Below are 12308 nucleotides of genomic sequence, written 5' to 3' on the forward strand. Positions count from 1 at the left end.
TCCTTGTACATACTGTACCATTCCTTTAGCGCGCGGTGCAAGTCGTAGCGATACCATTGAAAATGTGGTGAATCGCGCAAAAATGATTGCAGATAGCGGTGTTAAAGAAATTGTTTTAACTGGTGTAAATCTTGGCGATTTCGGAATTAGAAACGGTCAGCGTGAAGRTAAATTTTTTGACCTTGTTAAGGCTTTAGATGAGGTAGAAGGAATTGAAAGAATCCGTATTTCATCTATTGAGCCAAATCTTTTGAGCAATGAGATCATTCAGTTTGTATCCACTTCGAAAAGGTTTGTTCCGCATTTTCATATTCCCTTACAATCGGGTTCTGATAAAATTTTAGGTTTAATGCGCCGTCGTTACCGTAGCGATTTGTATGTAGAACGTGTTGCCAAAATTAAGGAAGTAATGCCTCATTGTTGTATTGGTGTTGATGTGATTGTCGGTTTTCCTGGTGAAACGAAAGAAGATTTCTTGGATACCTATCAATTTTTAAATCAGCTTGATATTTCTTATCTACACGTATTTACTTACTCTGAGCGCGAATTAACAGCTGCAGCCGAAATGAAAGGTGTTGTGGCGGGCAGCGAGCGTAATGAGCGCAGTAAAATGCTCCATATTTTATCTGATAAAAAACGTAGGGCTTTCTACGAATCTCAAATTGGTGCTGAAGCTGAAGTGCTTTTCGAGGCAGATCAAAAATCGGGTTACATGCACGGTTTTACCAAAAACTATGTAAAAGTACGTGCAAAATACGATCCGGTTATGGTAAATGAATTGAAAGCGGTTAAGCTTTTAGAAATTACTGCCGAAGGAGAAGTAGAAGTTGCCGAATTGGAAACTACTCACGCACATCACTAGTTTAGTCATAAGGCATTAGTCAGAAGTCTTAAGTCAAAGATTCTTCAAATGAAGGAAAAGGAAGACTTGTTTTTGGGATCTGTCATTTAACGCTTAATTACACCCCTAAGAACTACTGTGATCAGTTACTAAACCTGATCGCAGCGAACACGAAGTAAAGCGTAGAGCGGGGCTGTACTAACCGATGAAATACAGAACCACTCTTTTCCAAAATAAAAAAAATAGATTTCTACACGCTTTTTCTGGCTTTCAACTAAGCGCTTTGGTCTTTCTTCTTCAGTCTTTAAGCTTTCTGCTTTAATCTTTCAGCTTTGGTCTTTCTTTCCTATCTTCGCAACAAATTATTTGTATGTTTCCTACCGTTTCACATTTTTTAGAATACTTATTCGGCATTAATTTACCGCTTCCATTTAATACTTTCGGTGTTTTTGTAGCACTGGCGTTTGTTGCTGGTTACTGGGCTTTCACCAAAGAGCTTAAGCGTAAGGAAGCATTAGGCATACTCCACCCAATTAAAAAGACAATTGTGGTTGGCAAACCTGCTACTACATCAGAGTTGATCATGAATGGCCTTTTCGGCTTCGTTATTGGTTATAAACTGGTTTATGCGTTGTTAAACTACAAACTTTTTGTAAATGATGCACAGTCGATTTTAATGTCGACCAAAGGAAATATAATTGGTGGGTTGTTTTTTGCAGGGCTGTTTGCTTATTGGGATTATACCGAAAAGAATAAACACAAGCTGGATAAACCAAAAGAAACACAGGTAACCATCCACCCGTACCAAACCATGAGTAACCTGATTGTTTGGGCGGCTATATGGGGTTTTTTAGGGGCAAAGTTTTTCGATAACCTAGAGTATTGGGATGATTTTGTTCAACATCCCATCGAACGGTTATTATCTTTTAGTGGTTTAACTTTTTATGGTGGTTTAATTTGCGGCGGTGCGGCTGTATTAATTATTGCTAAAAGAAATGGTATTAAACCGCTCCATATGCTTGATGTAGGTGGGCCGGGAATGATGCTGGCTTATGCTGTAGGCCGTATTGGTTGCCACTTAGCCGGCGATGGCGACTGGGGGATTGTAAATTCAAATCCAAAACCATTTTCCTGGCTTCCAGACTGGTTGTGGTCTTACAAATATCCGAATAATGTGGTAGGCGAAGGCATTCCGATTCCTGGTTGTACCGGTAAGTTCTGTAACGAATTGGCACAAGGTGTATACCCGACACCAATTTACGAAGTAATTATATGTTTAATCCTTTTTGCCTTTTTATGGAAGATTAGGGATAAAATAAAAGCACCTGGTTTAATGTTTGGTATTTACATGATCTTAAACGGTATGGAACGTTTCTGCATCGAATTAATCCGTGTAAATTCAAAATATCATGTTTTTGGTTTACCCCCTTTCACCCAGGCAGAAATGATTTCTACTTTTCTTGTTGTTGGCGGTATAGCACTAAGTGCTTATGCTTTAAGGAACAAGAATCAACTGGCTTAAATACCTATAAGTTTATTTCTCATCCAATAAACGCCTCGTTTTATTGTTAAATAGTTATGAATTACGAATTACTGTGCACAAAAGTAATATCGATTGTAAGGCTTACTGGAAACTTTATCCGTAAAGAAGCGCTGCAGTTCGATGTTCAAAAAATAGAATACAAAGGATTAAATGATATGGTTTCTTATGTTGATAAAACAGCAGAACAGAAACTGGTTCAAAATCTCGAAAAATTGATTCCTGATGCAGGTTTTATAACCGAAGAGAAAACCATTAACCGTACTGGTAAAACCTACACCTGGATAATTGATCCCTTGGATGGTACAACCAATTTTATCCATGGCATTCCAGCTTATGGTATAAGTGTAGCACTTTATGAAGATGGATTACCCGTTATCGGCGTAGTTTACGAGTTAAATAGGGGAGAAATGTTTTATTCATATAAAGGTGGGCCTGCCCTTATGAATAAGAAAGAAATTAAAGTTTCTACTAATCCTGATCTAAAATCGAGTTTATTGGCAACAGGTTTTCCGTATTATCAGTTTGATAAACAGCCTCAATATTTAAAATTATTGACCGAAATGATGCAGAAAAGCCATGGTGTACGTAGAATTGGTGCAGCAGCAATAGATCTGGTATATACAGCCTGTGGACGTTTCGATGCTTTTTTTGAATACAATCTGCAACAATGGGATTTTGCAGCCGGATGCTTTATTGTGCAGCAGGCAGGAGGAGAGGTTTACGATTTTGCTGGTGGAAATGATTACTTTGAAAAAAGAGAGATTTTGGCTACCAATGGTAAACTTACCGCTGAGATGTTAACTGCGATTAAGCAGTACTTTAATTAATGGCGTCACCCTGACCTGTAGCGCAGTGGAAAGCTACGCAGTAAACCGATCTTTAAGCGAGCTCACCGAAGGTAATTTCTTTCAGGGTCTGAACTTGAAGATGCTGAAAGAAATTTAGCATGACGAACATCTACAGGACGGCAGATTTGCAATAAAAAAAGGTCCCGATTCTCATCGGGACCTTTTCACTATATGTACTATGAAAAATGCACAATTTTAAAGCGCTTCAGAAACTACTTCTGTAACTTCTGGTACCATTCTCTGCAATAAGTTTTGGATACCAGATTTAAGCGTAATTGTAGAAGATGGACAACCGCTGCAAGAACCGCGTAATTCTACCGTAACCACACCTTCATCGAAAGATTTGTATGTAATTGCACCACCATCCTGTTCAACAGCCGGGCGTACATAATCGTGCAGAATCTGCTGAATTTTAATTTCGGTTTCTGTACCCTCAAAAGCAGGGGCTTCTTCGGTAGTTGCTTCTTTAATTTTTAATTCAGATTCTACAGCTCCCTTAACAAATTCTTTTAAAATAGCTTCAATATCAGCCCATTCTGCATCATCTGTTTTGGTAATGGTAACAAAATTGCTGGCGAAAAAAACGCCAGAAACAAAGTTGAACTTAAATAACTCTTTAGCAAAAGGCGAATGTTCTGCACTTTCTTTAGTTGCAAAATCCTCACTGCCATTTATTAACAGCTTGTTTACCATGAATTTCATGGTAGCTGGATTTGGAGTCTGTTCTGTATATACGTTAATCGTCATGTCTTAATCAATTTGAATAAACAAAATTAACAATTACTCACTAATAAAACCTTTGTAAGCTGTCTGCTTAACGTCAATTTAATTTAACTAGAAAACGCCAGTATAGTTAAAAGGTGTAATCGTTCTCAATTGCACCTTAACAGCTTCAGAAACTGCTAAACCTTCAATAAACTCAGCAATACTTGCTGCATTGATTTTTGAATTTGTTCTGGTTAATTCTTTTAGGGCTTCGTAAGGGTTAGGGTAGTTCTCTCTTCTTAAAACCGTTTGAATAGCCTCGGCAACAACTGCCCAGTTTTCGTCCAAATCGGCATGTAAAGCAGCTTCATTTAATAAAATCTTGTTTAATCCGCGTAGCGTAGAATTAATAGCAATTAAGGTATGTCCAAAAGGAACGCCTACGTTTCTTAAAACAGTAGAGTCGGTTAAGTCTCTCTGTAAGCGTGAGATTGGCAATTTAGCAGCGAAAAACTCGAACAAAGCATTGGCAATTCCTGCATTTCCTTCAGCATTTTCGAAATCGATAGGGTTAACCTTATGTGGCATAGCCGACGAACCGATTTCTCCAGCCTTGATTTTCTGTTTAAAATAGTTTTTAGAAATATATGTCCAGATATCTCTGTCCAAATCTATAATAATGTTGTTTATGCGTCAATGCTAATTTAATAGAATAAGGAATGGCAGTATTATTAATGTCCTGAGAAGTTAACCCGAAGTGGATAAACTCTTTATAGTGCTGAAGTGATAGCGCATCGAATTTACTTTTGATAAAATATTCGACAGCTTTAACATCGTGGTTGGTTACTTTTTCAGTTTCCTTAATTTCTAAGGCATCAACTTCTGAGAAGTTTTCGTGGATTTTGCGCAATTGGGCATAAAGATTTTTATCAAAATTTTCTAAGCCAGGCAAGTTGATTTCGCAAAGTGCGATAAAATATTCGATTTCTACAAAAACACGGTATTTGATTAAGGCTTCTTCAGAAAAGTAAGCAGCTAAACTTTCGGTTGTTTTTCTGTAACGGCCATCAACTGGTGAAATAGCTTGTAGTGATGTTAAATTCATTATGCGGATTATATTTTTGCCGCAAATTTACTACAATTGATGGATTTTAAGGTCTTGATCCCTAGAAATTAATATAAAATAAAAAAGGCCTTAGAATTTCCAAGGCCTTTTTGCAGTAATAGCTAAAACTATTTTTTAGTTGTGTCTTTTACTGTAGTGTCTTTAACGGTTGTGTCTTTCACTGTAGTATCTTTTACAGTAGTATCTACAACTGTAGAATCAACTTTAGATGAATCAGTTGCGCCATCTTTTTTTTCTGATTTACAAGCAACAACGGATAGGGATAAAGCTAGAGCTAAAAAGCCCATTTTGAATGCATTTTTCATTTTTTTTAATTTGTTTGGTTTTGAAAATTAATTAATTACTAATTTATACAAAAAAGATAAGAAAGTAACCCTGTTTTCTTAAATAAAAAAGGTCGCGATGTAAAAACGCGACCTTTTTTATGTTATTTAGTAAAAATAATTAGTGTTTTACTTCTTCTTTTGTGGTAGTAGCTTTAATTGTAGTGTCTTTTACAGTAGAATCTTTAACTGTAGTATCAACAGCAGTTGTATCAGTAATAATAGTTGATGAATCTGTAACTGTTGTGTCAGCACCATCAGCTTTTTTACCTGATTCGCCGCAAGCAGCAACTGTTAACGATAGAGCTAGGGCTAAAAAGCCTAATTTGAATGCATTTTTCATTTTGATATCTGTTTTAGGGTTACTATACTGTTAATGCCTAAAATGATAAAAGGTAACCCGTTTTTTCTGATAAAATAAAAAAGCCTTTGGAAATTCATTTTCCAAAGGCTTTTCTTATAAGTAAGTTAGACTAGTGTTTAACTTCAGTTTTTTCTGTAGTAGTTTTTACAGTAGTATCTTTTACTGTAGAATCTTTTACTGTAGTATCTTTTGCAGTAGTATCAGTAACGATAGTTGAAGAATCTGTAGCTGTTGTATCAGTACCTTCTGCTTTTTTTTCTGAGTTACAAGCAACAACTGATAAAGATAAAGCTAAAGCTAAAAAGCCTAATTTGAATGCATTTTTCATTTTTGAGTATTTTTAAGTAATTAATTAATTTATCTGTTAATACCACTTATTTAAAAAGGTAACCCAAAAAAATAAAAAAAAAGTAAAAAAAGTAAAAAAGGCTCCCGATTTTACATCAGGAGCCTTTTTTTATGAGTAAAGTTAGACTAGTGTTTAACTTCTTCTTTAGTTGTAGTAGTTTTTACAGTTGTATCTTTTACTGTAGAATCTTTTACTGTAGTATCTTTTGCAGTAGTATCAGTAACGATAGTAGAAGAATCAGTTAAAGTAGTATCAGTACCTTCAGCTTTTTTTTCTGAGTTACAAGCAACAACTGATAAAGATAAAGCTAAAGCTAAAAAGCCTAATTTGAATGCATTTTTCATTTTTGAATTTTTTTAAGTAATTAATTTCTTATTAATGCCGCAAAGGTAAAAAGGTAACCCGATAATTTACAAAAAAGTTAAAATATTTTTTTTTGAGGTTTGGGTTACCGTTTGCTTTAAGTTTGTATTAAGCAATTATAGTAGCTATAAATATTTTTTTGTCTAATATTGGGTTACTATTTATAGAAAAATGTATTAACTAGTGAATAACAGTTTAAAGAGTTCAGTTCCAACAGATAGAGAGGTTATTTTAGGTATTCTAAATAACTCAGAAGATACACTTAACAAGTTATACAAGGCTTATTATGCGATGGTTTTGCAATTTATCCTGAATAATAACGGTGATGAAGATGATGCAAAAGATGTTTATCAGGAAGGCATAATAATTTTATATAACAAAATTAAGGAAGGCAATTTTGAGCTGAGCAGCAAACTCAAAACCTACATTTATTCGGTATGTCGGCGTATTTGGCTAAAAAAACTTAGCCTAAACAGTAAAAAAGCCGGTAATATTACTGATTATGAAGATGTATTTGTTGTTGAGGAAGATGTAGAGCACCATGAAGAAAAGGATGCTGCTTTTGTGAAAATGCAATCGGCACTCGATCACCTGGGCGAACCTTGTAAAACCATTATTCAGGATTTTTATATCCACAATTTATCCATGCAGGATATCTGCGAAAAGTTTGGTTATACCAATACCGATAATGCAAAAACGCAGAAATATAAATGCCTGCAAAGGTTAAAGAAAATATTTTTTCAACCATAATTTGAAATGAGAAACGATTTGGAGTTAGATGCAATTATTGAAGATTACCTTTTAGGTAAACTTAATGCACAGGAAACTGAAGCTTTTGAACAGTTACGTCGTAATGATGCCACAGTAGATCATAAAGTAGTTTCGCATAAGTTCTTTTTAGAATCTATGGGAACATTTGCTGAGCAGTTGCGCTTAAAAGAACAGTTAAATCACATTCATTCAGAAATTGATGTGGAGGGTTTGGCTTCTACACTTAGGCCTCATCCATCACGTGTGGTTCAATTGTGGCGCAAACATAAATCTGCAATTGCAGTTGCAGCATCTTTCGTTGTACTCTCTCTGGTTTCTATTTACTCTATTCAGCATAATACTCAACAGGCAGAGCGTTACAGGCAGTTAAGCAACCAGGTAAATAATGCTATTAAAACACAAAATAGCTTAATCAGAAATATTAAGCATAATAATACAACTTCTGGTAAGCCAAATGCTCAGAATAGTTTTGGTGGTACTGGTTTTGCCATTTCTACAAATGGTTACATTTTAACCAACCTGCATATTATTAATGGCGCTGATTCTTTATATGTGCAAAACAGTAGAGGAGAATCGTTCAAGGTAAAGTCAGTTTACACACAAGTAACATTGGTGAAATTGTATATACCTTAGGTTATCCAAAAGATGATGCTGTACTTGGAGAAGGTTACGTGAGCTCTAAAAATGGTTTTATTGGTGATACCACTCAGTATCAAGTAGCCATTTCAGTTAATCCGGGCAATAGCGGTGGTCCTGTTTTAGATAATAACGGAAATTTGGTAGGTATTATTAGTGGTAAGCCAGATCAGACTGAAGGTGCAGCTTTTGCCATTAAATCAAAATATATTTTAGAGGCAATGAGGGCCATTCCTCAGGATTCACTAGGCGTAAATAAACTTTCTGCCAACAAGAAGAGCTTGCTGTCTGGTTTAAAACGCACCAAACAGATCGAAAAAATACAGGATTATGTATTTATGATAAAAGCATACTAACGCAATACCCCAAACAAATTAATATTCTTAAACCCTGAAGATTGATTCTTCAGGGTTTTTTATTGGAATTGTAATTTGGAGGTCTTAAAATAATATTAAATCTATGTATTTAGTATAGTATTGTTTAGATTTGTTTTAGTCAAAATTAAATTAATAATATCATGAGTATAAGATTAGGCGATACCGCACCGAATTTCAAGGCCAACACATCCATTGGCGAAATAGATTTTTACGATTATTTAGGCGATAGCTGGGGAGTATTGTTTTCTCACCCTGCCGATTATACCCCTGTTTGTACCACAGAACTGGGTAGAACTGCAGCTTTAAAAGGTGAATTTGAAAAAAGAAACGTTAAGGTTTTGGCCTTAAGCGTTGATTCTGCCGAGTCGCATAAAGGATGGATTAATGATATTAACGAAACTCAAAATACTTCTGTCGAATTTCCGATTATTGCAGATCCGGACAAAACAGTGGCAAATCTCTATGATATGATCCACCCAAATGCTTCAGAAACTTTAACAGTTCGTTCGTTGTTCGTAATCAGTCCTGATAAAAAGGTGAAATTAATCATTACTTATCCAGCATCAACAGGAAGAAATTTTAATGAAGTGTTACGTGTGATTGATTCTTTACAGCTTACAGCCAATTATAGTGTGGCTACGCCTGCCGATTGGAAAGATGGAGAAGATGTAATTGTGGTAAACAGCATTAAAACGGAAGATATTCCAGCTAAATTTCCTAAAGGACACCAAGTAATTAAACCATATTTACGTACTACACCTCAACCAAATAAATAATTCGAAAATTTTATTTAATAACGCAACATTCTTGTTGAATGGCCAGAAATAGCTTGCATTACATTCATAATTTATTATATTTGGTAGTTTTGTTTCAATATTAACGCTTAAACTGGTTGTTTTATTCATATTAATACTCAATTGGTTAAATGAAATTCTGATCAAGGCGTAAAAGGTTTATTTATTTTATACAATTTTTTATTTTTTTATGGCAACCGGAAAAGTTAAATGGTTTAACACTCAAAAAGGCTTTGGATTTATTGTACAAGAAGACAATAAAGACTTATTTGTACATTTTAAAGATGTTTTAGGTGGAATCGAAAGCTTGAAAGAAAACGATACAGTAGAATTTGAAGTAGCTGAAGGCAGAAAAGGTTTACAGGCAGTAAATGTTAAGAAAGTTTAAGCAATAATATAAAGATTATTTCTTCATCACTACAAAAAGCCTTTCTATTGAGAGGCTTTTTGTGTTATATAGCTTTGTCATTCTGGCCGCAGTGAAGAATCTGAGTTAAGCGTATCTTAGCTGTTTTTCTTTGCTAATCATGAAGTAATTTGTTTTTTGGAAAGCAACTGTTGTGGTAATCGGTTCCGATAGCCCCGCCCTTTGCTTAATCCCGATTGAAATGCTGTACAAATAAAAATAAATGTTAAATCGGGATAACGCTGTCGGTCGGGTTTATTTTACCCCAGATGGTTGTACTATGGGGATCGTCATGCTGAATTTATTTCAGCAACTTTCCCGCTATTAATACTCTGAAATGAATTCAGGGTGACGTTACTAATGCTAAAGTATCTAAAGAATCTTTCTTACGGACATATTGTTAATCGAACTAGATTAATAGTACTGTATAATCAACGTTTTAACAACGATGTTTTCTCCATTGCCCACCTTGGTGAAAATTAAAAACTGATTTTGATCTGCTTTTATTTTATATTTCTTAACCAAATCTTCGGGCTTTGCCGGATAGTTCCGCACAATCACATTTCCTTTTAAATTTTCTTGTTTCTTAAGTGCCGCGGTAGTAAGTACAGCTTCAATTTTAAATATCCTGCCTGGGAAATCTTTATTTACCATAGCCGAACTAAACAGCTGTGTTTGAGGATGTAGTTTTAAAAGATTGTAAGTTGTGCCAATTAAATTAAAAGCGCCCGATTTTAGTAAAGCAGCATCTGGTTCGTATAAGTAATCACCAGTGTTTAAATCGTCAATAAACTGAATTGAACCATTTGAAGCTGATCTGTAAAAGGAAAAATCTTTTTCAATCCCGTTATTTAGGGTTACAGCTATAATTTTCGTATCACCATTGTAATCTTTATCAATGATCCATAAGAGTTCTTTGCATTCATTTTTTACACTCACAATATGAATCTCGCTAACTTGTTTCAATTCTGATAATCCTGCTGAAATATCAAGTAAAGGAGCAGTTTTGACGATTATTCTCGATGATTTTTCTAATAAGGCATCCAGATTACTTGCAATGTCGGGTGTACAGTCTTTTAGCATAAAAACTTTKCCCTTTTCGGCCCTTCGGGCAGGATCTACATAAATCGTATCAAATGATGCATCACTGGTCTGGAGGTAAGCAATTCCGTCTTCTGCTTTAAATTCGATATTTGCTATATGTAAAGCCTGCGCATTATGTTTAGCTATTGCGGATAGTTCAGGGTTAATTTCGCAATGTGTAACCGCTTTTACCTTTTTAGAAAAGTAATAGCTGTCTATCCCGAAACCTCCGGTAATATCAATTAAAGTATTGCCTTTAGCTAGTTTAGATTTGTATTTAGCGGTAATTTCAGAAGAAGTTTGTTCAATGGATAATACAGGAGGGTAATAAATACCTTGAGTGTTAAACCAGGTGGGTAATTTTTTTTCTGATTTTTTTTTTGCGGTAATTTGTGTGGCCAGTTCGGCTGCAGTAATACCCTCGAACGGACTTTTTGCTAAAGCAATCTGATTCACATCTGCATTTAAATTTGTGCTGATATAGTCTTTTACGGCTTTGGCTAAAAGTTTATTGTTCATTGTTTAAATTCAGGTCCTTGTTATGAGGGTAGGCGGTATTGTCAGTCTGAGCCTGTCGAAGACCTGCAGGTAATCTCAAATAAATAAGATACTTGTCCTTCGACAAGCTCAGGATGACAATATTTTTTTAAGTTAATGATATTATAAGTTTTAGACCCTATTCTTCATCACCATCTGGCAAGTATGACGGCTTTTAACTTCCAATAAAATATCCTTATCAACCGTTACACGATCAATAGTTTGTTGGTTATAATAGCGGATGGTTACCAGTTCCAGGCCCTTATTGTATTTTACTGTAAATTCTTGAGAGAGGTCTTTGATCAGTTTTTCAATTTGAGTAGGATGATCATCAATGCTTACCGAAAAGCTGATAGCAGAATTGAGCATGGTATTGATTTTGATCCGGTGTGTATGGAAAAGCTCAAAAATATTGCTCAGGTTTTCTTCGATAATAAAAGAATAATCTTTTGGGAAAATTGAAATCAACGCCTGGTTAACCTTAAAAATAAAAGAGGGGATAGGCAATGGGTTATTTTCTTTGGTAATTGCTGTTCCTGAGCCTTCTGGTTGGATAAATGACCTTACAAAAAGCGGAATCCCTTTGTTTTGAAGTGGTTTTATTGTTTTTGGATGGATTACGGTTGCGCCATAATAAGTAAGCTCTATTGCATCGTGATAAGAAAGCTGTGCAATTTTCTCTGTTTCATCAAACCATTTCGGATCTGCATTTAATACGCCGGGAACATCCTTCCAGATGGTTAGTGCTGCAGCATCTAAGCAGGAAGCAAATATGGCTGCCGAATAATCAGAACCTTCCCTGCCTAAAGTTGTGGTGTAGTTTTCGCTGGTGCCGCCAATAAATCCTTGTGTGACAATAATGTTGTCGGTTAAGAGTGGTAATAAGTCTTTTTTTATAATCTGATTGGTTTTTGCCCAATCTACTTTTCCTTCGCGGTAGGTATTGTCAGTCTGAATATAATTCCGTGCATCAGCCCAAAGGGCTTTATTACCTGTTTCATTTAACCAGGCTGCCACAATTTTTGTAGAAACCACTTCGCCGATAGATACAATCTGATCGTAAATGTAATCAGCGTTGTTATCCGGTTCATCTTCAATCAGCCAGTCAATTTCAACAAATGTGTTAGCCACATCATCATAAACAGGATTGGCTTTGCCTTGAAACAGCTCATCTATAATGCTAAAATGGAAATGTTTAATCTCATCAAAAATTGCATGCGCTTCATCACTTTGTGATAAGAA

15 protein-coding genes and 1 pseudogene are annotated in these 12308 nt (G+C 35.3%); 8 read left to right on the forward strand and 8 right to left on the reverse strand.

The genetic code is table 11. The annotated features are described in order from the left end of the window. The 3 genes from AC1DND_RS20235 to AC1DND_RS20245 all read left to right on the forward strand — a co-directional run. On the forward strand, positions 1-862 hold an 862-nt coding region (locus AC1DND_RS20235; protein ID WP_477584373.1), incomplete at its 5' end, for a MiaB/RimO family radical SAM methylthiotransferase. 349 nt (positions 863-1211) lie between these two features. Then, positions 1212-2363 (forward strand): prolipoprotein diacylglyceryl transferase, encoded by a 1152-nt coding sequence (locus AC1DND_RS20240; protein WP_477584375.1) that lies wholly within the window; start codon positions 1212-1214, stop codon positions 2361-2363. Between the two features lie 56 nt (positions 2364-2419). Further along, entirely contained in the window at positions 2420-3211 is a 792-nt protein-coding gene (locus tag AC1DND_RS20245) for an inositol monophosphatase family protein (protein WP_477584377.1), read from the forward strand. 216 nt (positions 3212-3427) lie between these two features. On the opposite strand, the gene AC1DND_RS20250 is transcribed toward AC1DND_RS20245, so the two are convergent. The 6 genes and pseudogenes from AC1DND_RS20250 to AC1DND_RS20275 all read right to left on the reverse strand — a co-directional run bounded on the left by AC1DND_RS20250 (position 3428) and on the right by AC1DND_RS20275 (position 6443). Then, entirely contained in the window at positions 3428-3979 is a 552-nt protein-coding gene (locus AC1DND_RS20250; protein ID WP_057934267.1) for a NifU family protein, read from the reverse strand. 87 nt (positions 3980-4066) lie between these two features. After that, a pseudogene (locus AC1DND_RS20255) lies at positions 4067-5042 on the reverse strand (lyase family protein). A 128-nt stretch (positions 5043-5170) separates the two neighbouring features. Continuing rightward, positions 5171-5368, reverse strand: coding sequence for a hypothetical protein (locus AC1DND_RS20260; protein ID WP_116251791.1), 198 nt, complete (start codon positions 5366-5368; stop codon positions 5171-5173). 139 nt (positions 5369-5507) lie between these two features. Then, a complete protein-coding gene (locus tag AC1DND_RS20265; protein ID WP_057934270.1) occupies positions 5508-5729 on the reverse strand; it encodes a hypothetical protein in 222 nt (73 codons plus the stop codon). Positions 5730-5859: 130 nt separating this feature from the next. After that, positions 5860-6078, reverse strand: a complete 219-nt coding sequence (locus tag AC1DND_RS20270) for a hypothetical protein (protein ID WP_057934271.1) — start codon at positions 6076-6078, stop codon at positions 5860-5862. Between the two features lie 146 nt (positions 6079-6224). Continuing rightward, positions 6225-6443, reverse strand: coding sequence for a hypothetical protein (locus tag AC1DND_RS20275; protein WP_477584380.1), 219 nt, complete (start codon positions 6441-6443; stop codon positions 6225-6227). A 202-nt stretch (positions 6444-6645) separates the two neighbouring features. On the opposite strand from AC1DND_RS20275, the gene AC1DND_RS20280 reads away from it, so the two are divergent. The 5 genes from AC1DND_RS20280 to AC1DND_RS20300 all read left to right on the forward strand — a co-directional run bounded on the left by AC1DND_RS20280 (position 6646) and on the right by AC1DND_RS20300 (position 9428). After that, complete coding sequence (locus AC1DND_RS20280; RefSeq protein ID WP_477584382.1) at positions 6646-7212, forward strand: RNA polymerase sigma factor; 567 nt, start codon at positions 6646-6648, stop codon at positions 7210-7212. Positions 7213-7218: 6 nt separating this feature from the next. Further along, positions 7219-7866 carry a hypothetical protein gene (locus tag AC1DND_RS20285; protein ID WP_477584384.1) on the forward strand — a complete coding sequence of 216 codons (648 nt, stop codon included), beginning with the start codon at positions 7219-7221 and terminating at the stop codon, positions 7864-7866. Beyond that, positions 7851-8225 (forward strand): trypsin-like peptidase domain-containing protein, encoded by a 375-nt coding sequence (locus AC1DND_RS20290; protein WP_477584390.1) that lies wholly within the window; start codon positions 7851-7853, stop codon positions 8223-8225. Before AC1DND_RS20285 ends, AC1DND_RS20290 begins: the two co-directional genes overlap by 16 nt. Before the next feature lie 161 nt (positions 8226-8386). Further along, positions 8387-9022 carry a peroxiredoxin gene (locus AC1DND_RS20295; RefSeq protein WP_215127985.1) on the forward strand — a complete coding sequence of 212 codons (636 nt, stop codon included), beginning with the start codon at positions 8387-8389 and terminating at the stop codon, positions 9020-9022. A 208-nt stretch (positions 9023-9230) separates the two neighbouring features. Continuing rightward, positions 9231-9428: a cold-shock protein gene (locus tag AC1DND_RS20300; protein ID WP_029276380.1), complete on the forward strand. Its 198-nt coding sequence runs from the start codon at positions 9231-9233 to the stop codon at positions 9426-9428. Between the two features lie 432 nt (positions 9429-9860). On the opposite strand, the gene AC1DND_RS20305 is transcribed toward AC1DND_RS20300, so the two are convergent. Both AC1DND_RS20305 and AC1DND_RS20310 read right to left on the reverse strand, forming a co-directional pair. Beyond that, positions 9861-11048: a class I SAM-dependent methyltransferase gene (locus AC1DND_RS20305; RefSeq protein ID WP_477584386.1), complete on the reverse strand. Its 1188-nt coding sequence runs from the start codon at positions 11046-11048 to the stop codon at positions 9861-9863. Positions 11049-11198: 150 nt separating this feature from the next. Next, a partial coding sequence (locus tag AC1DND_RS20310) for an aspartate kinase (protein ID WP_477584388.1) occupies positions 11199-12308 on the reverse strand: 1110 nt, incomplete at its 5' end.

It is taken from the genome of Pedobacter sp. 01N416, from assembly GCF_056399685.1.